Origin of the sequence: Arachnia propionica, assembly GCF_003932785.1 — a bacterium.
GTDB lineage: Bacteria > Actinomycetota > Actinomycetes > Propionibacteriales > Propionibacteriaceae > Arachnia > Arachnia propionica_B.
The window spans coordinates 96,214-114,797 of record NZ_RQYT01000003.1 but is presented as its reverse complement, the minus strand read 5'-3'; the positions used below and the strand labels follow the sequence as shown (position 1 = coordinate 114,797).

Genomic DNA, 18,584 nt, shown 5'->3' with positions numbered 1-18,584 from the left:
GCGCGACGGCAGCCGCGGCGCACCTCATGTGGGTGGTGCCGCGGCTGCCTCGCATCTGGGCCGAGCCCGACGAGCCTCCGCCCGACTACGCCTCCCTGGCCAGGCCCCGCGACGCCGTGCTGTTGGCGCTCGTCGTCCTCGCCCTCTCCGCCTGCCTGCTGCGGGTCCCGGCCGGGCTGTTCCCGCTGTGGTTCGGTCACCTGGGCGCCGGGGCGGCGCTCGTCCTGGTCGACCTACGCACCACTTGGCTGCCGCGTCGCCTCCACTGGATCGCCGCCGCCCAGGTGGCGGTCGGTGCCGTCGTCACCGAGCTGCTCGTCCCCGGCACCCTGCCCGTCGTCGCGGTGGGGGCGGCAGCGGGCTTCGCGGCCCTCTGGGTGGTGTGGCGCGTCACGGGGAACTTCGGGTTCGGCGACGTGCGTCTCGGCCTCCTGGTAGGTGCCGTCGGGGCCAGCTGGGGATGGTCGGGCTGGCTGTGGTCGCTGCTGGCGGGCACCGTGATCGGCGCCGGCTGGGCGGTGGTGCACGCCCTGCGCGGCCGCGGGGCCGAGCCGTTCCCCTACGGCCCCGCCCTGTGGTTGGGGCCGCTCGCGGTGGCGGCTGTCCACGCCCTCACCGGGTGACCCGCTCAGGCGTTGGTGGCGGCGACCCAGTCGTCGAGTTTCCGGCTCAGCCGCCCATCGTCGATGGCCGCGGCGACGGCGTCGAGGTTGTCCCGCAGCTGATCGATGAGCGGGATGGTGTGGCTGACCCCGTGGTAGGCCAGGAGGGCGGCCGCCGCGTTGAGGCAGGCGACGTCGCGGATGGGTCCCGGCTTCCCCGCGGCGAGGTCGCGGATGACTTGCGCGTTGTGGCTGGGGTCACCGCCGACGAGATCCGCGGGGGCGGCGGGCCGGAGCCCGAGATCCGCCGGATCCAGCGTCGTGCGCAGCACCCGGGCGTCCGAGATCAGCCACACGTCCGACGGGGAGGTCGTGGTGAGTTCGTCGAGCCCGTCGAAACCACGGAAGACCATCCCCCGGACGTGACGTCCGGCGAGCACCCGCGCGATGACGGGGGCCATGTCCCCGTCGGCCACCCCCAACGCCATGGCCCTGGGCTGGGCCGGGTTGGACAGGGGGCCGAGGAAGTTGAAGGTGGTCTGGATGGCGAGCTGCCTGCGCACCCCGGCCACGTTCTTCATGGCCGGGTGGTGCAGCTGCGCGAACAGGAAGACGATCCCCACCTCGTCGAGCACCGCGGCCTGCCGGACAGGGTCGACGGAGATGTTGACCCCGAGGGCCTCCAGGGTGTCGGCGGTCCCGGACTGGGACGACGCGGCACGACTGCCGTGCTTGGCGACCTTCGCGCCGGCGGCCGCCGCGAGAAGGGCCGCCATCGTGGAGATGTTGACGGTGTTGGCACGGTCGCCCCCCGTCCCCACGACGTCCACCGTCTCCGGATCCAGGTCGACGGGAACCGCGTGGGCGAGCATGGCGGCACTCAGGCCGGAGATCTCGTCCTCGGACTCGCCCTTGGCGCGCAGAGCCACGAGGAGCGCAGCCAACTGCACCTCACTGGCGCGCCCGGCGAGGATCTCGCTGAGGGCCCACTGGGCGGCCTCCGCCTCGAGCCCCTCCCTACGAACCAGGCCCGTCAGGACATCGGGCCACGTGTAGGTCACAGGACCTCCGCCCGGAGCAGCTCCGCGACCTGCTCGGGCAGCCGGATCGGGTCGACCGGGAAGGAGGACAGCGCCTCGGCGCGCGACCAGGTACCGAGCCAGGCGTCGGCGACGCGGGCCACCAGCAGGAGCACCGGCGGGCAGTCGTCGCCGTAGTCCTCCTTGATCTGGTGGGCCAGCCCGAAGCCACCCTCCGGCTGGGCCTCCCCGTCCATGATGATGAGGCCGAAGTTGCGGTCGGCGTCCAGCAGCTTGAGCAGGGCGGGGCCGGTGGCGACCTCGACGATCTCGATGGGCGGCAGATCCGATGCCACCTTGCGCCCCAACGCCAGCCGCACCTGCTCACGCACGGTGCGGTCGCCGGAAAACAGCAGCACCTTGATGGTCTCGTCGCTCATCTCTCTCCTCAACAACGCGCCGGTCATGCCTGAGGCTCATCGTAGCCGCCGGAGCGCGGCGGGGTCACGGCGACGTTGCCGGTAGGCTGCGTCGCGATGCAGGCTGAGGAACGCGCCGGCTACCTCCACGGGGTGGCCGCATACGCACTGTGGGGGTTGTTCCCCCTCTACTTCGCGTTGTTCGCCCGCTCCTCGGCCCTCGAGGTGGTCTCCCATCGCATCGTCTGGTCCCTGGTCCTGTGCCTGATCCTGCTCGTCGCGACGCGGCGGGTCGACGAACTGCGCGCCGCCCTCGCCGATCGACGAAGCGCCCTCCTCATCGCGACGGCCGGTCTTCTCGTCGGGGTGAACTGGACGCTGTACGTGCACGGGGTGAACACGGGCCACACCCTCGACGCCGCCATCGGCTACTTCGTCAACCCGCTCGTCACCACGGCCCTGGGGGTCGTCGTGCTCGGGGAACGCCTTCGCGCCGTGCAGTGGCTCGCCGTCGGACTCGGCTGCGTGGCGATGCTCGTCCTGGTGGTCGGTCACGGCCAGGTTCCCTGGATCGCCCTCGGGGTGGCGGTGACCTTCGGGCTGTACGGCCTGCTGAAGAAGCAGTCCGGCGCCCGGGTCCGCCCGCTGCCCGGCCTCGCGATCGAGACGGCCGCGTTGAGTCTCCTGGCCCTGCCGCACCTGCTCCTCCTCGGGCTGGGCGGAGGCGCAAGCGCCCCGGTGATGTCGTGGTACACACTCCTCCTGGCCACCACCGGGGTCGTCACGGCTGTCCCGCTGCTGCTGTTCGCCTCGGCCACCCGACGCATTCCTCTCGTGGCGGTCGGGATGATCCAGTACCTGGCCCCGGTACTCCAGTTCCTCCTCGGCTGGCTCGTGCTGGGTGAACCCATGCCCCCGGCGCGTTGGGTCGGGTTCGTGTTCGTGTGGCTCGCGGTGCTGGTCTTCGCCTGGGACGCCGTCACCCACGCCGCGAGAACCCTGCGGGCCGTGCGGGGCGGGGAGGGCTGACGGCGGGTTCGCGATATCGACGATCATGCCGTAGACTCCTCAGCGAGGGTGCTCAGATAGGTGTCATTCCTAACCATCCAAGGTTCGGGATCGAGTCCAACACCGAACCTGGGCACCCTCGCCCTTTCCCCCGAGCCCCCCCGCCGCGGGCATACTGGGTTCGTGCGCTTCCTCAACGACCGACCCACCCAGGACCTCACCTATTCCGACGTCTTCATGGTGCCGAGCCGCTCCAACGTCGCCTCCCGGCTCGACGTCGACCTGACCTCGACCGACGGCCTCCACACGCCCCTGCCCCTCGTCGCGGCGAACATGACCGCGGTCTCGGGGCGACGCATGGCCGAGACGATGGCCCGACGCGGTGGCCTCGCGATCTTCCCCCAGGACATCCCCGTCGACGTCGTGGCCAGGTCCATCGCCAAGGTCAAGCGGGCGCATCCGGTGTTCGACACCGCGGTCACCGTCTCCCCCGACACCACCATCGGCGAGACCCTCGCCCTCATCGCGAAACGCGCCCACGGCGTCGCCGTCGTCCTCGTCGACGGCCGCCCCGTCGGGGTCGTGACCCCGGAGGCCGCCGTGGAGGTCGACCGTTTCGCCCAGGCGAAGGACGTCATGACCGACGACATCACGCTGGTCTCCCCGTCCATCGCCCCCAAGGAGGTCTTCGACACCCTCGCGGCCCAGCACCAGCGGGTCGCCGTCGCCGTCGACGACGAGGGCCGACTGGTGGGGGTCATGACCGGCAAGGGGGCCCTGCGCTCGGCCATCTACTCCCCCGCCCTCGACCACGAGGGCAGGCTCCGCACCGGAGTGGCCGTCGGCATCAACGGCGACGTCGCGGCGAAGGCCCGGGCGGCGCTGGACGCGGGGGCGGACGTGCTGGTCATGGACACCGCCCACGGCCATCAGGAGAAGATGATCTCCGCCCTCGGGCTCGCCCGCACCGCCCGGGACGACTTCGAGGCGGCCACGGGTCGGCACGTCCTCGTCGTCGCGGGCAACGTCGTCACCGAGCAGGGCACCCGGGACCTCATCGAGGCGGGGGCCGACATCATCAAGGTCGGCGTCGGCCCCGGCGCGATGTGCACCACCCGCATGCAGACGGGGGTCGGACGGCCCCAGTTCTCGGCGGTCCTGGAGTGCGCGACGGCCGCGCGGGAGCTGGGCCGTTCCGTGTGGGCCGACGGTGGGGTGCGTCATCCCCGCGACGTCGCCCTGGCGCTGGCGGCCGGCGCCGGCTCCGTCATGATCGGTTCCTGGTTTGCCGGCACCCACGAGTCGACGGGGGCGCAGCTGGTGGACCACGACGGGCGTCCGTACAAGGAGAGCTTCGGGATGGCCTCGGCCCGTGCGGTGCGGAGCCGGACGAAGGACCAGTCCGCGTTCGACCGGGCCCGGGCCGGCCTGTTCGAGGAGGGCATCTCCTCGTCCCGCATGTACCTGGATCCGCAGCGCCCCGGCGTGGAGGACCTGCTCGACTGGATCACCTCCGGGGTGCGCAGTTCCGCCACGTACGCGGGGGCCCGGACCCTGGCCGACTTCGCCGACCGCGCCGTCGTCGGGGTCCAATTCGGCTCTGGCTACGAGGAAGGGCGTCCCGTCGCGACGAGTTGGTGACCGTGGATCCAAACGGACGACGACTCGGCAGCTTGGCCGAGGGCGAGACCGTAGTTGGATTCACTCATGGACATTCCTCCCGTCAAAGCGATCATCGCTCACTTCGAAGCGGCCCTGGAGCGGGACACCGGAGCGCTCTCGGACTGTCTCCTGACCCCCACGAGGACCCCCGTGGCCCGCTGGTTCCTGCACCACCGCAGGGACAACCACAGACTCGGCGGTGCCCATCTGCTGGTGCTGGGCAAGAACCCGTCGACGGCGAAGGTCATGGCCACCCGGGTCCAGGGCGGGGACGCCACGGCGGGGATCCTCAGGGACCGCCTCGAGGACGGAATGCTCGACAAGGTCTTCGGGCGGCGTGTCGGGTGGATCACACTCGCGAACCTGCTGCCCGTCATCAGCAAGAGCCCGCGCACCCTGACGCAGCGGGACAAGGAGCGGTTCAGCCGCACGAATCTGGCGGTGCTCAAGCACCTGGTGGAGCGGGCTGACGCGATCTGGGTGGCGTGGGGGCAGACCTGGGGGATGCCCTGGGCGCAGCAGTCGGTGCCTGCCGTCACCTCGCTGCTGCAGGGCGTGGAGGACAAGCCGATGAAGGCGCTGTGGACCGAGGCCCAGTCCAGGGGGGAGTCCCAGGGCGTGTGGTACCCGCACCATCCGCAGCGCATCACCATCACCCCGGAGGCGTTCGGGGATGTTCGGGTCACGGAGGACGGGGTGGAACCCACGAGCTGAGCGGGGTCGGATGGGCCCCGCTCAGCTCGGGGAAACGCTCAGTGGAAGCTGTCGCCGCAGGCGCAGGCGCCGCGGGCGTTGGGGTTGTCGATCTCGAAGCCGACCTTCTCGATCGTGTCCACGAAGTTGATGCTGGCGCCGGCGAGGTAGGGGGCGCTCATCCTGTCGGTGACGACCCTGACGCCGTCGTAGTCGGTGACGACGTCACCGTCGAGTTCACGCTCGTCGAAGTAGAGCTGGTAGCGCAGGCCGGAGCAGCCACCGGGCTGGACGGCGATGCGCAGGCTGAGGTCGTCGCGGCCCTCGGCTTCAAGGAGGTCGCGGACCTTGGCGACGGCGACATCCGTGAGGACGACGCCCTGGGGAACAGTTCCGGTTTCAGTCACGTGGCCAGTCTACGGCGTGGTGGAAATCACCAACGCCACGTGGCGGCGACGCGTTCCGCCAGTGCCGACAGTTCCTCAGGCGCGACGGGGGTCTCGTCCCCGCCCTGACGTACCGCGTGGGCCTCCTCGATGCCGCTGAGACGGAGTTCCCTGGCCGAGACGAAGTTCCGGCCGCTCACCACGACGACGGGGCTGAGGGCCTCCCCGGCCAGCCGGGTGATCCCCCGGACCACCTCGCCCCCGCGGTGGTGGAAGTCCAGGGTGTCGGTGCCCGTGAGGACGAGGTCGGCGCGTCGCATGAGATCGGGAAGCCCGTAGCCGCGGATACAGATCCCAAGGCCGGTGTCGGTGCTGATCCCGCACCGGGCCAGCCAGGCGCCGAGGCCACCGTGGGCGCCGAACCCGGGAGCATCCGGCAGGCCGAGTCGTTCCAGCCACCGCGCGGCGGCGGTCTCCTGCGCGACGACCTCGCCGAGGTCACGGCCGCCCTCACGTCCCAGGGCGGCGACGGCCCCATGGAGCCCGGTCAACGGGGCCTGCGCGTGCTCGGACGCCACGACGACCACGGGCGGGTTCGGGACCTCGACCAGGGGCAGCTCCTCGAGAGCGGCGAGGTCGGGGGTGGGCATCCCCGTCACGTCGATGTGGTCGACGCCGGAGGCGACGAGCCGCGGTAGGTCGCTGACGTCCGTCACCCGGGCGAAACGAGCCCCGGGCGCGAATCGGGCGATGGCCTCGGCCAGGTCGTCCCCACCCGTGGCGACGGGGGCGACGGCGACCGCAGCGCCTCTGGTGTGGAAGGCAGCGGCAATGACATCGGACGCCTCGGCGGGGCCGAGGCGTCCGATCCGGTCACTCGAGACGAGGACCCTCACGCGCGACCGGTCGGGCTTCCCCCCGACTCAGCGTCGAGGTCCCGGTCGTCGCCCTCCAGCTGGTGGCTGTCGGGGACGAGCCCGTAGAAGTCGGACGTGCTGGCGAGCAGTTCCCGCACCTCGTCGAGGGTGGCGTTGACGTCGGGCAGCACGAGGTCGGACTCGACGATGAGGTCGTCGGGCACCTCGGAGCCGTTGTGCTGGACCGCGGCGACCAGCTTCTCGAGGTGCGAGCGCATCGCCACCGCGTCGCCGGCCTCGACCGCGGCCTCGATGGCCTCGTCGATCTCGTTGAGTTCGAGGAGCTGTTCGGGCTCCATGACCCACTGGCCGAGCCCCATCAGGCGGACGATCATGACAGCTTCTCCTCCCCCGTCTCGGCGGCGGGTTCGGTGGTCTCGGCGGCCGGGGCCGCAATCTCCGGGCGAGTCGCCGGGCCGCCGGTGAGCTGGGCCTTCATGGCGGCCAGCTCGCTCTCGACGGAGGAGCCGGCGGCGAGGGCATCGAGCTCCCGGTCGAGGTCGCCCTGGACGGATCCGGTGGGATCCTCCAGCGCACCGGTGGCGAGGAGCTCGTCGACGGCGGAGGCGCGGGCCTGCAGTTCGAGGGTCTTGTCCTCGGCGCGCTGGATGGCGAGGCCGACGTCGCTCATCTCCTCGGAGATGCCGGTGAAGGCCTCGTTGATCCGGGTCTGGGCCTCGGCCGCGGAGTAGGTGGCCTTGATGGTCTCCTTGCGGGTGCGGAAGGCGTCGACCTTCGCCTGGAGTCGGGTGCTGGCGCGCACCAGCTTCTCCTCCTCACCCTGCAGCGCGGCGTGCTGGGCCTGGAGGTCGGCGAGTTGGGTGGCCATCGCCTGCTTCCGGGTGAGCGCCTCGCGGGCGAGGTCCTCACGGTTGGACTCGAGCGCGCGCTGCGCGGTGAGGGTGTAGCGCTCCATCTCCTGGTTGACCTTCTGCGCCTGGAGTTCCACCCGCTTGCGGCTGGTGGCGACATCGGCCACCCCTCGTCTCACCTTGCGGAGGAGGTCGAGCTGACGCTCGTAGGAGTAGTCGAGGGTCTCTCGCGGGTCCTCGTACTTGTCGAGAGCCTTGTTCGCCTTCGACTTGAACATGAGGGCGATGCGCTCAAAGATGCCGGCCATGTGGGTCCTTCCGCGTTCGGGTGATGCCACCCACAACCGTACCGCTCCTTGGTGGCGATCGGGTCCGGTTCTCCCCTGATTCCTTCCCGCTCGGGGAAGTGACCGTGGTCGGAGCTTCTGCTCTACACTGGCCCGACGTACTCACCCTCGACACCGGAGGCAGATCCGTGGGCCTGTTCCACCCCTACGAGCGCAAGACCGACACCACCGAGGACCGGCCTCGGAAGGAACGCACCCGCCTCGTCCCCAAGGACGACAGGAAGGAGCGGAAGGCCGCTGAACCGTCGTCCAAGGAGGCGACCACTCCTGAGACGCGGACCGAGGAGACCTCGTCGAAGGTGACGGTGAAGCGTCGCCAACCGGCACGCAAGAACCAGCCGACGATGACGCGCAAGCAGGCCGAGGCGGCCCGCATGGAACGCCTCCACCCGAACCTCTCCCCGAAGGAGCAGCGCAAGGCGGACCGCGAGGCCCGGTCGAAGGCCAGGATGGAGGCCTGGGACCGGATCGAGGCCTCGCCCGAACGGACCTTGGCGCGCGACTACGTCGACGCCCGCTGGACGATCACCGAGTTCATGATGCCCGCGATGCTCGTCGTCATGGCCGGGGTCATGCTCACCATGAGCAACGTGCTGCTCTCCAGCTACATCGCCCTGCTCCTGTGGGTGCTGCTGCTGCTCAGCTTCATCAACACGTTCTTCATGTGGCGCAGCTTCAAGAAGCTGCTGGCCGAGCGGGTCCCCCGGGCCAACAAGCGGGGCCTGCTCATGTACATGTTCAACCGGGCCCTCATGATCCGACGCTTCCGCCGCCCGAGCCCGCGCATCAACCGGGGTGATCCGGTATGAGCCACCAGTGGCGGCCCACCGACCCCGCGGCCGTGGCCGCACTCGAGCAGGCGGACCTCATGCCGTCGTTCCCGTCACGCGAGGAGGCCGAACAGTGGCTCGCGTTGTACTGGGAGGACCTGCTGGAGGTCGGCGTCGCGGAGGTGGCCCTGTGGGAGGGCGAGGATCAGGTGATCCCTCCGATGTCCCTGGAGCCGTGACCCCGACGCCGTCCGCCCACGATGAGCCACAGGAAGTAGCCCCCGCCGAGGACGACGGTCACCAGGCCGACGCTGGCGTCGAGGCGTTGCCCGAGCAGGTCGGAGCCCTGGAGCAGCACGGCCCCCACGAGGCCTGACACGCCGAGATGGAGCCCTCGCCCCGGGAGGATGCGATGGGCGATCTGCGGCGCGACGAGGGCGACGAAGGCGATCGGCCCGGCGGCGGCCGTCACCGCGGCCATGAGCCCGATGCCCACCAGGACGACCACCAGGCGCACGGCCTCCACCCGCACGCCGTGTGCCCCGGCCACCTCATCGCCCAGTTCCAGTTGCGCCAGCCGCGACGCCTGGGTGCCGACGACCACCAGCAGGACGAGGACGAGGACGAGGAAGGGCCAGAACTGCGCGAACCCCAGCGATGCGAAGGAGCCGAACACCCAGGAACTGGCCTCCTGGGCACGTTGGGCGCCGCTGCGGATGAGCAGGAGGTTGTTGACCCCCGCAAGGCAGGCCGAGGTGCCGATGCCGACGAGGATGAGCCGGAACCCCTGCACACCCCGCCGCCATGCCAGCAGGTACACCACCACCGCCGTCGCGACACCACCCAGGAACGCCCCCATGACGAGGGACAGGTAGCGGGGGCTGCCCAGCACCAGGGTGACGATCAGCACCCCGGTGTAGGCCCCGGTACCGAAGCCGATGACGTCGGGGCTGCCGAGAGGGTTGCGGGTCAACCGCTGGAACAGGGCACCGCTCACGGCCAGGGCCGTCCCCCCGACGAGGCAGAACAGGGTGCGCGGCAACCGCCACTCCCACAGCAGGCGCACCACGGCGGGGCGTCCCCGGCCCTGGAGCACTTCGAGGAGTTGAGACGGGGTCAGCGAGTAGGTCCCCGTCAGCACGCCCAGCAAACCGAGGACCAGCGCCACCAGCCCGAGGCCGAGGCACAGCACGAGCGCATCGCGTCGTTGTCGACCTCGTCGGCACCGCAGGAGGAGGCTCGTGTCACTCACAGCGCCCCCAACCGCTGCCGTCGGGCCAACGCCACCATGACGGGGCCGCCCATGATGGCCGTCCCGATCCCGACGGGGAGCTCGCCGCTCGGCAGCACGACCCGGCCGCCGACGTCAGCCGCCAGGACCAACGTGGGGGCGACGAGGAACGAGATCAGGACCAGCCATCGCTGATCGGCTCCGACGACTCGCCTGACGATGTGGGGCACCATGAGTCCGACGAAGGCGATGGGTCCGGCCAGCGCCACCGCCGACCCCGCCAGCAGGGTGACGGCCGCCACGCACAACCCCCGGGTCGCACCGGGATGAACCCCGAGGCTGGAGCCGAGCTCGTCGCCGAGTGCGGTGGCGTTGAGCATGGTGGCGGCGACCACCGCCAGGACCACCCCGATGAGCAGGAAGGGCAGCACAGCGATCACGACGGCCGGATCGCGACCACCGAGGCTGCCGATCCCCCAGAACCGGACGGCCTGGAAGACCTGGAGGTTCCCCAGGATGATGAAGGAGCTGATCCCCAGCAGGATCGCCTCCATCGCCACCCCGGTGAGGACGAACCGCACGGGGGTGCCCCCGTCCCGTCCACTCCGGGCAACCGCCAACACCAGCAGCGTCGTCCCCAGCGCACCCGCGACGGCCCACCAGACGTACTGCCCCGGTTCACGGAATCCGAGGAGCCCCGCCCCCACCGTGACCGCGAGCGTCGCCCCGGCATTGACCCCGAGCAGTCCCGGGTCGGCCAGGGGATTGCGGGTCCAGCCCTGGATCAGCGCCCCGCAGGCGCCCAGGGCGCATCCCACGAGGAGACCGAGCAGCGTCCGCGGCACCCGCTGGAGCACCACGGCATGGGCGTCGGAGTCGTCGGGTGAGAGGAGGGCCTCCAGCACCACGGGTACCGGGGTGGGCAGCGCCCCCACCGTCAGGCTGAGCTGGCAGGCCACGACGATGCCGAGGCCTGCCAGCGCCACCCACGCGCCCTTCACTGCTGGGGCAGTCCCTTCGCGAGATCGTCAGCCATGGCACCCACTGTCGCGGGGATGGACAGCACGCTGGGGGCGGTGGAGGCCCAGGCCAGGGTGTGATCCTCGACGAAGAAGTGGGTGTGCCCCGCCGCCACCGGGGCCCACCTGGCCACGAGCGGGTGCTCGAGCGTGCGCGTGACGTCGGCAGCGACATCCCCCCAGCCCACGTGGAACTGAGATTCCACCTGGGAGAGTTCCTCCAGGCTGACGTAGGTCACGAACTCAGAGGCCCCCTCACTGGCCTTGACGATGTCCGGGGAGGTGACGAAGCCGAGCTCCTCGAGCAGACGGACCCGCGGGTCGGCCCGAACGTAGAAGGCGAATTGGGTCTCCCCTTCGGCAAGGTTCGACCCATAGGTGAAGACGACCCCCTTGAACTCGGGGTGACGTCCGGCCGCCTCGGCGATGGCGGCATCCGCCTCATCGAGCAGGCGCTGCGCCTCCTGCTCCATGCCGAGGACCCGACCGATGTCGAGGGTGAGCCGCTCCCGCTCCGAGGTCCAGGCCACACCGGAGTACGCGACCGTCGGCGCGATCTCGCTGAGGCGCTGGTAGGCGGTCTCGTCGATACCGGAGTGCAGGGCCAGGATGACGTCGGGCTCGAGGGCGAGGATCTGCTCGTAGTCATGTTCCCATTTGTCATTGAGCCGGAGCAGTTCCGGGAGTTCACCCCCGAGCTCGGCGACCCGGTCCTTGAACCAGGGCAGGTACTTCTCCACGGAACCCCAGGTGAAGTCCTCGACACCCACTGGAACGATGCCCAGCGCCGCGACGACGTCCTGCGAGTACCAACCGATGGTCACCACACGGGTCGGGCGTTGGGTGATCTCCGTCTCGCCATGAACGTGCGAGATCGTCACCGGCTGGAACGAGGACTCGGTGGTGGTCTGCTGCGATGTCGGGCTGGTGGGGGTCGAACAGGCCACCAGGCTGAGCACGGCGACGAGCAACAGCACCAGTGGACGCAGTGGATTGGACATGGGTTCCTCTCACGGACGACACGAAACGACCACAGGTTAGGCAGTCCTAAGCTTCCTGGCTACCATTCTCAATGGACAGAAATCGTCCAGAAAGGAGAGCCTGGTGTCTGTTCCGGATGATTCAGACCCTGTTGGATCTTGGTCTCCCTCTCCCCATGTGCCCCAGGGGACAGTCCCTGTTCACGCCGAGAATGATCCGCTGCCGCCCGGGAGCCGAGTCGCCAGCCACCACCACGACGTCGACCAGCTGACCTGGCCGCAACACGGCGGGGCGTCGATCCGGCTCGAGGACCAGTGGTGGCGCATCGACCAGGGCCACCTCGTCTGGATCCCCGCCCACACCGAGCACGAGATCCGGACCGAGGGGGCTGATGCCCTGTTGAGCCTCTACGTGGATCCGGCACTGAGACCAAGCGGTGATCGGTGGCTCCGCCCCCTTGCGCTGCCGGTCGACGAACTCACGGCCCAGGTGCTCCGCCATCTCTGCCTCCGAGAGCGTTCCCCTGAACGACGACTCCTCGCCCTCGGCCTCGTCCGGGACATCCTCGAGCACAGTGAGGAGAGCCGGAGCGTCCTGGCCCTGCCGCGACACCCGGCCGCCCGCACCGTGGCGGAGGCCATCCTCGCCGACCCGGCCGACCCCAGGACGCTGACCGACTGGGCGACCGCTCTCGGGGTGAGCTCCAAGACACTGCTGCGTGCCTTCCGTCACGACACCGGGGTCACCTTCGCCCAGTGGCGTACCCGGGCGCGCACCCATGAGGCCACACGGCTCCTGGACGAGGGCTGGACGGTCCAGGACGTCGCAGCCGCCGTCGGTTACGCCACCAGCACGGGGTTCATCAAGGCATACCGGAGCATCCACCGCACCACCCCCGCCCGCCACGCCGCGAGACAGCGACGACGCCCCTCGGGTGAGGCCTGAGAACCGGACCCCGCGGCGCAGGAGTCACGCGAACCGGCGCAGGTCGACGGTCGACGGTCACCCCGGAACCCGCACCGTCCCCCCCCCCCCGACGGGGGGGCGGTCAAGAATCGCCGTTCTGCTTTTCTGGCAGCGTTGCCGCGGGGGGTCTCATGGAAGCAGAACGGCGATTGGTGCACAGAGACCCACCCAGGAACGCAGCCAGGGAGTCACCGGGGCGACCGCAGTAGATGCACCTATCCGCGCGCCCTCTAAGCTGGCCCGATGAGCAAGAACATTCCCCAACTCAGCACCGCAAGGACGCCCTCGAAGAACTCGGACGTCCTCGTCCTCGGCCTCACCAGCGTCGGTGACGACCCGACCCTCGTCGGCGCCTCCCCCGAGCTCCTCAAGGCGTGGTCCAAGACCTTCCCCCAGGACCTCCTCGCCACGGCCACGGGCCTTGGGGCACGCAGCCGCCAGGGCGCGGTGACCCTGCTCCCGTCGCTGGCCGGTCAGCGCATCGCAGTCGTGGGGCTCGGCGACGTCGACGTCACCCCCGCCGCCGTGCGTGACGCCTGCGGCGTGGCCCTGCGCACGATCGCAGCCGCCGAGGGGGCCTCCGACTGGAAGGTCTCGGTCTCGCTGGAGCTCAACGATCCCGAGCTCGGGCAGGCCGCCGCCGAAGGGGCGCTCCTCGGCGCCTACCGACGTCCCAAGGTCACCGGCTCCCCCGAGGCCCACCCCATCCGCGAGATCGAGCTCGTGGCCACCCAGTCGGCCGTCGCCAAGGCCGTCGACACCGCCAAGGTCGTGGCCGCGGCCGTCTCCCAGGCCCGCGACTGGATCAACACCCCGCCGAACCTCCTCTACCCTGAGACCTTCGCGGAGGCCGCCCGCAGCTGCGTCGCCGGGCAGAAGGTCTCCGTCGAGATCCTCGACGAGAAGGCCCTCGTCAAGGGCGGCTATGGCGGCCTCCTCGCCGTCGGCGGCGGGTCCAGCCGCGGACCCCGGCTCGTGCGCCTGTCCTGGGCACCCAGGGGCGCCAAGGCCCACCTCGCCCTCGTCGGCAAGGGCATCACCTTCGACTCGGGCGGCCTCGACATCAAACCGGCCGGGCAGATGGCGGGCATGACCGCGGACATGTCCGGCGCCGCCGCCGTCATCGCGGCCACCCAGGCCATCGCGGCGCTCGACCTGCCGGTCAAGGTCACCGCCTACGCCGCGCTGGCCGAGAACCTCCCCTCCGGCACCTCCTACCGCTCCTCCGACGTGCTCACCATGTTCGACGGCACCACCGTCGAGAACGGCAACACCGACGCCGAGGGGCGCCTCGTCATGGCGGATGCCCTCGGGCGGGCACGTCGGGACGAGCCGGACCTCATCGTGGACGTGGCGACCCTCACCGGCGCCTGCATGGTGGCGCTCGGCACCCGCATCTCCGGGCTCATGGCCAGCGACGACGCCACCGCGGACCGTCTCCTCGACGCCGCCGAGGTCGCGGATGAGGCCTTCTGGCACCTGCCCATCACCGAGGACATCCGGGAGGCGCTGAAATCCGACGCGGCTGACATGCGCTCCACCGGAAAGAACCGCTGGGGCGGGGCACTCACCGCGGGCGCCTTCCTGCAGCACTTCGTCGGCGACACGCCCTGGGCCCACCTGGACATCGCCGGGCCCGCGTTCAACGAGGACGCCCCGTGGGGCTGCACCCCGAAGGGCGGCACCGGGGTCGCGGTGCGGACCCTCGTGGCCCTGGCGAAGGGGATGGGGCGCGGCTGAGAAGGTCAGCACTCGCCGTGCCCGATCGGGATCCGGTCGGGCACGGCATCGCCCCCGGCCTCAGCCCGGGACAAGGTCCGGGGCGTGCCGCAGGAGGGCGTCCCGGACGAATCGGCTGCCCTCCTCCCCTCCGAAGGCGTGACGCAGCCCCGGGTCCTCGACGTACATGTGGGCCAGGCCGTTGATCATCTCCAGCGCCCGTCCATGATCCCCGGCATGCGTGGGGGTTCCCGGGATCCGGGAGAGCCAGCCGAGATGGCGCCTCACCATCTCACGCGCGGGGGCTGAGCCCGGTGTGACCCCGCTGCGGAAGGTCCTCAGCCAGTCGGCCACGAGCTGCTCCGACTCCTGCTTCCACGCCTGCTGCTGGGCGAAGGTCTTGTCGTGCCACCAGCGGTTCCCCGCCTCGTAGGCGTCACGCCCCCATCGTCGAACCACCTCGGCCTCGTAGCGGTCATTGAATCCTTCGAGCAGGACGTCCGGGTCGGGTTCTCGACCATGTCGGCGCGCCTCCAGCAGGTGCTGCACAGCCTTGATCCTCACTGCCAGCGCTGCTCGCTGGGACTCCAGCACCTTGATGTGCTCCTCCAAGGCGGCCACCTCCTCCGCCTCGTCCTCGTGTTCGAGCAGCTCGGCGATCTTCGCCAACGGCATGCCGACGTCCCGGAGGAGGAGGATCCGTTGCAGGCGGGCGACGGCGTCGGCATCGTAGTGACGCACCCCTGCGGCGGTGACCCGGCTCGGGGCCAGCAGCCCGATCTGGTCGTAGTGGCGCAGGGTTCGTGTGGTGATCCCGGCACGCCGTGCCAGTTCAGCCACGTCCCATTCGATCACGTGTCGGCCTTCGGGTCATGGTTTGACCGCGACGACTCGGCGACGACACGCCAGTCGGTCCGCACGTTCGCCGCAGCAGTGGTCCGCGTCGCAGACAGGTGGTTCTCCACCAGGACCCTGCCCGCGGCGTATCCGGCTCCCGTGGACAGACCGACGGGTTCCGCGCCGAAACGTCGGGCAGCGGCATCGCCGTGCACCCACGGCACCAAGTTCTGCATGCCGGTGATCTCCAGCCCGGAGAGCACCTTGACAACGGCGGGGTCATGTTCCCCCGACGCGCGCACGAAGTGGGTGGGGCCCGCCAGGCCGTGGAGTTCCCGCGCGAACACGTCCGCCAGTCCTTCGGCGACCACCTGCTCCCCAACGGCCACGGTCATGGGGTTCCAGACGATCCCGCCGGGGCCGTATCGGACGTTGTGGTGCAGCTCGTGCGCGGCGATCGCCTCCACCCGGTCCATGACCGTCGGGTTCGGCCACAACGTCAGCTCGATGAAACCCGCGATGCCGCCGAAGGCCGACAGACCTTGGATCTCATGCATGAAATGGTCATCCGCGGGATTGCCGAGGGTGATGAGCACCCTCAGCTCGTCGGGGAACTCCAGGTCCGGATCGGCCTCCCGCAGCGCCTGCAGCGCGGTGCCGAGTCCCGCCTCGACCCGTTCCGGGACCCCGGCTGAACGCATCATGGCCAAGGCTTCGCGCAGGAGATCGTCGTGTCCGGTCAACGGAAAACCGAAGGTGCCTCGATGCGTCATGAGGTGATCGGGCCCGCCCGGGATCCATGGGAACATCCCTGACATGGGCTGTCGCATCGTGACAAGCAGCTCCGGCCGCCGTGTCTCGGGCGCGTCGAGAATCGTCAGCGTCTGGTCGAGGGAGTCGAGCACGTTGATCTTCATGACGGCGACGCTATGAGTTGACGCTGCGTCAACGGCAACCCGGCCTCATCAGCGCACCGGGTCACCGCTTCTTGTTGCGGATGCCGTACTCGCGCATGCGTTGCGGGTACGGCACCACCCCGGCGTCATAGGCCGGGATGTCGTGGCGGGAGGCGAAGTCGTAGCCGAACGGGATCGACGGGATGGCGCGTCGCGTCGACTCCCCGTCGGCGGCGACGAGGAGAATCGACGGTTTGTTGAAGCTCGTGGGCTGCTCGATCCAGGCCTCCACCCCCCGCCGGCTGGTCACGAACCCGTCCAGGTGATCGAGGAGGACATCGGAGACCTCCTTGTTTTCCTTGGCCACCTGGGCGGCGACCTTGCGTTTCGAGAACCAACCCACGCGGCAATTATGCCCAACCTCACCCGATCCCAGCGAGGGCACGGCCCCGCGAGGCAGCGCAAGGTCCCGAAACCGGGATAGGCTTGGACGGCATAGCGATGCGCCAGACGCGAAGGAGCCCTAGTTCACATGTCCACCGAAGTCACACTCCCCGTACTGGGTGAGTCGGTCACCGAAGGCACCATCTCCCGTTGGCTCAAGGCCGTGGGGGACACCGTCGAGGTCGACGAGCCGCTGCTGGAGGTGTCCACCGACAAGGTCGACACCGAGATCCCCTCCCCTGTGGCCGGCACCCTGCTCGAGATCAAGTTCAACGAGGACGACGTCGCCGCCGTCGGCGCGGTCCTCGCCATCATCGGTGAGGCAGGCGAGGGCGGCGCCTCCGCCGCCGAGTCGGCCCCCGAACCCGCGCCGACCCAGGAGCCCGCCCAGACCCCCGCTCCCACCCAGGAGCCCCCCGCCCAGGAGACCCCCGCCGCCGAGGCCGCCGCCCCTGTCGCCGCTGGCTCCGCGACAGAGGTCACCCTGCCCGTGCTGGGCGAGTCGGTCACCGAGGGCACCATCTCCCGCTGGCTCAAGGCCGTCGGCGACACCGTCGAGGCCGACGAGCCGCTGCTGGAGGTGTCCACCGACAAGGTCGACACCGAGATCCCCTCCCCCGTGGCCGGTACCCTCCTCGAGATCCGTGTCAACGAGGACGAGGTCGCCGCCGTCGGCGCGGTCCTCGCCCTCGTCGGTGAGGCCTCCGCCGCGGCCCCCGCCCCGGCTGCCCCCGCCGAGACGCCCGAGCCCCAGGCCCAGCCCGCCGCGGAGCCGACGCCGGCACCGGCCGCCGAGAGCGCCGCCCCGGCACCCCAGCCGACGCACGCCGCACCCGAGGCGCAGTCCCCCGCGGTGGCGGCCGCCGTCGCTGCACGTCGGGCCACGACGAGCGACCTCTACGTCACCCCGCTGGTCCGCAAGCTGGCGGCCCAGCACGGCGTGGACCTCGGTTCGGTGCAGGGCACCGGCGTCGGTGGCCGGATCCGCAAGCAGGACATCCTCGACGCCGCCGCGGCGGCCAAGCAGCCCGCCCCCGCCGCCAGCGCACCCGCCCCGGCTGTTGCTGCCCCGGCAGCTGCCGCCCCGGCCGCCGTCGCCTCGCCCGAGGCCCTGGCGCTTCGCGGCACCACGGAGAAGCTGTCGCGGATGCGCAAGGTCATCGCGCAGCGCATGGTGGAGTCGCTCCAGGTGGCGGCGCAGCTCACCGCCACCGTCGAGGTCGACGTCACCGCCATCTCCCGGCTGCGTGCGGTCGCGAAGGACGACTTCAAGAAGCGCGAGGGGGCGTCCCTGTCCTACCTCCCGTTCATCACGAAGGCCACCGTCGAGGCCCTCAAGGCCATGCCCATCGTCAATGCGACGGCCGACTTCGAGGCGGGGACCGTCACCTACGCCGCCCAGGAGAACATCGGCATCGCCGTGGACACCGAGAAGGGCCTCATGGTCCCGGTCATCCACAATGCCGGTGACCTCAACCTGGCGGGTCTCGCCAAGCGCATCGGCGACCTGGCGGCACGGACCCGTTCCGGGCAGGTCGGGCCCGACGAGCTGGGTGGTGGCACCTTCACCATCACCAACTACGGCTCCGCCGGCACCCTGTTCGACACGCCCATCATCAACCTGCCGCAGGTCGCCATCCTCGGCACGGGTGCGCTCGTGAAGCGTCCGGTCGTGGTGACCGATCCCTACGGCTCGGACACCATCGCGATCCGCGACATGATGTACCTGTCGCTCAGCTACGACCACCGTCTCATCGACGGCGCCAACGCGGCCCGGTTCCTCGGGCTCGTCAAGGCCCGCCTCGAGGCCGGCGACTTCGCCGGGGAGCTCGGTCTCTGACCTGATCCGTACGCAA

The 18,584-nt window shown here is 70.4% G+C and carries 21 protein-coding genes; 9 read left to right on the top strand and 12 right to left on the bottom strand.

All coding sequences use genetic code 11. The features are described from left to right. Positions 1-35 precede the first annotated feature (35 nt). On the top strand, positions 36-623 hold the full coding sequence (locus EII35_RS02715) for a prepilin peptidase (RefSeq protein ID WP_125226926.1): 588 nt from the start codon (positions 36-38) through the stop codon (positions 621-623). A gap of 5 nt (positions 624-628) precedes the next feature. Here EII35_RS02715 and trpD read toward each other — a convergent pair whose 3' ends face one another. Together trpD and EII35_RS02705 are read right to left on the bottom strand one after the other, a co-directional pair. Next, positions 629-1,663 (bottom strand): anthranilate phosphoribosyltransferase, encoded by a 1,035-nt coding sequence (gene trpD, locus EII35_RS02710; protein ID WP_125226925.1) that lies wholly within the window; start codon positions 1,661-1,663, stop codon positions 629-631. Further along, on the bottom strand, positions 1,660-2,061 hold the full coding sequence (locus tag EII35_RS02705) for a PleD family two-component system response regulator (protein ID WP_125226924.1): 402 nt from the start codon (positions 2,059-2,061) through the stop codon (positions 1,660-1,662). The genes trpD and EII35_RS02705 overlap by 4 nt, the downstream gene beginning before the upstream one ends. Before the next feature lie 96 nt (positions 2,062-2,157). Between EII35_RS02705 and rarD the strand changes: the two genes are divergently transcribed. The 3 genes from rarD (at position 2,158) to EII35_RS02690 (ending at position 5,424) form a co-directional block, all read left to right on the top strand. After that, entirely contained in the window at positions 2,158-3,069 is a 912-nt protein-coding gene (gene rarD, locus EII35_RS02700) for an EamA family transporter RarD (RefSeq protein ID WP_125226923.1), read from the top strand. A 162-nt stretch (positions 3,070-3,231) separates the two neighbouring features. Continuing rightward, on the top strand, positions 3,232-4,689 hold the full coding sequence (locus tag EII35_RS02695; RefSeq protein WP_125226922.1) for a GuaB1 family IMP dehydrogenase-related protein: 1,458 nt from the start codon (positions 3,232-3,234) through the stop codon (positions 4,687-4,689). A 66-nt stretch (positions 4,690-4,755) separates the two neighbouring features. Continuing rightward, entirely contained in the window at positions 4,756-5,424 is a 669-nt protein-coding gene (locus EII35_RS02690; RefSeq protein ID WP_125226921.1) for a DUF1643 domain-containing protein, read from the top strand. A gap of 38 nt (positions 5,425-5,462) precedes the next feature. Here the strand turns inward: EII35_RS02690 and EII35_RS02685 are convergent, their stop codons facing one another. Genes EII35_RS02685 through EII35_RS02670 form a run of 4 tightly spaced genes read right to left on the bottom strand, consistent with a single transcriptional unit; the run spans position 5,463 to position 7,826 of the window. Then, entirely contained in the window at positions 5,463-5,810 is a 348-nt protein-coding gene (locus EII35_RS02685) for a HesB/IscA family protein (RefSeq protein ID WP_125226920.1), read from the bottom strand. A gap of 26 nt (positions 5,811-5,836) precedes the next feature. Continuing rightward, entirely contained in the window at positions 5,837-6,685 is an 849-nt protein-coding gene (locus tag EII35_RS02680; RefSeq protein WP_125226919.1) for a glycerate kinase, read from the bottom strand. Continuing rightward, positions 6,682-7,041, bottom strand: a complete 360-nt coding sequence (pspAA, locus tag EII35_RS02675; RefSeq protein ID WP_125226918.1) for a PspA-associated protein PspAA — start codon at positions 7,039-7,041, stop codon at positions 6,682-6,684. Before pspAA ends, EII35_RS02680 begins: the two co-directional genes overlap by 4 nt. Then, entirely contained in the window at positions 7,038-7,826 is a 789-nt protein-coding gene (locus tag EII35_RS02670) for a PspA/IM30 family protein (protein WP_125226917.1), read from the bottom strand. Before EII35_RS02670 ends, pspAA begins: the two co-directional genes overlap by 4 nt. 167 nt (positions 7,827-7,993) lie before the next feature. Here EII35_RS02670 and EII35_RS02665 point away from each other — a divergent pair, with 167 nt between their 5' ends. Together EII35_RS02665 and EII35_RS02660 are read left to right on the top strand one after the other, a co-directional pair. Further along, positions 7,994-8,674, top strand: a complete 681-nt coding sequence (locus tag EII35_RS02665) for a DUF3043 domain-containing protein (protein WP_125226916.1) — start codon at positions 7,994-7,996, stop codon at positions 8,672-8,674. Continuing rightward, entirely contained in the window at positions 8,671-8,874 is a 204-nt protein-coding gene (locus EII35_RS02660; protein ID WP_125226915.1) for a hypothetical protein, read from the top strand. The genes EII35_RS02665 and EII35_RS02660 overlap by 4 nt, the downstream gene beginning before the upstream one ends. Here EII35_RS02660 and EII35_RS02655 read toward each other — a convergent pair. From EII35_RS02655 to EII35_RS02645, 3 genes are read right to left on the bottom strand one after another with little or no spacing between them, the layout of a single operon-like run. Continuing rightward, positions 8,841-9,887: a FecCD family ABC transporter permease gene (locus EII35_RS02655; protein WP_221739658.1), complete on the bottom strand. Its 1,047-nt coding sequence runs from the start codon at positions 9,885-9,887 to the stop codon at positions 8,841-8,843. The two genes, EII35_RS02660 and EII35_RS02655, sit on opposite strands and share 34 nt — an antisense overlap. Then, entirely contained in the window at positions 9,884-10,852 is a 969-nt protein-coding gene (locus EII35_RS02650) for a FecCD family ABC transporter permease (RefSeq protein ID WP_221739657.1), read from the bottom strand. Before EII35_RS02650 ends, EII35_RS02655 begins: the two co-directional genes overlap by 4 nt. An 11-nt stretch (positions 10,853-10,863) precedes the next feature. Next, positions 10,864-11,886 carry an ABC transporter substrate-binding protein gene (locus EII35_RS02645; protein ID WP_125226913.1) on the bottom strand — a complete coding sequence of 341 codons (1,023 nt, stop codon included), beginning with the start codon at positions 11,884-11,886 and terminating at the stop codon, positions 10,864-10,866. A gap of 157 nt (positions 11,887-12,043) precedes the next feature. Between EII35_RS02645 and EII35_RS02640 the strand changes: the two genes are divergently transcribed. Beyond that, positions 12,044-12,811 (top strand): AraC family transcriptional regulator, encoded by a 768-nt coding sequence (locus EII35_RS02640; protein WP_125226912.1) that lies wholly within the window; start codon positions 12,044-12,046, stop codon positions 12,809-12,811. 264 nt (positions 12,812-13,075) lie between these two features. Next, entirely contained in the window at positions 13,076-14,572 is a 1,497-nt protein-coding gene (locus tag EII35_RS02635) for a leucyl aminopeptidase (protein ID WP_125226911.1), read from the top strand. Between the two features lie 60 nt (positions 14,573-14,632). Here the strand turns inward: EII35_RS02635 and EII35_RS02630 are convergent, their stop codons facing one another. The 3 genes from EII35_RS02630 to EII35_RS02620 all read right to left on the bottom strand — a co-directional run bounded on the left by EII35_RS02630 (position 14,633) and on the right by EII35_RS02620 (position 16,687). Further along, entirely contained in the window at positions 14,633-15,406 is a 774-nt protein-coding gene (locus EII35_RS02630; RefSeq protein ID WP_125226910.1) for a MerR family transcriptional regulator, read from the bottom strand. Continuing rightward, entirely contained in the window at positions 15,403-16,305 is a 903-nt protein-coding gene (locus EII35_RS02625; RefSeq protein WP_185744125.1) for a DUF2268 domain-containing putative Zn-dependent protease, read from the bottom strand. The genes EII35_RS02630 and EII35_RS02625 overlap by 4 nt, the downstream gene beginning before the upstream one ends. A gap of 61 nt (positions 16,306-16,366) precedes the next feature. Next, positions 16,367-16,687, bottom strand: coding sequence for a hypothetical protein (locus EII35_RS02620; RefSeq protein WP_125226909.1), 321 nt, complete (start codon positions 16,685-16,687; stop codon positions 16,367-16,369). Positions 16,688-16,816: 129 nt separating this feature from the next. Here EII35_RS02620 and sucB point away from each other — a divergent pair, with 129 nt between their 5' ends. Then, positions 16,817-18,568, top strand: a complete 1,752-nt coding sequence (sucB, locus tag EII35_RS02615; protein WP_125226908.1) for a 2-oxoglutarate dehydrogenase, E2 component, dihydrolipoamide succinyltransferase — start codon at positions 16,817-16,819, stop codon at positions 18,566-18,568. The last annotated feature ends 16 nt before the right edge of the window (positions 18,569-18,584 follow it).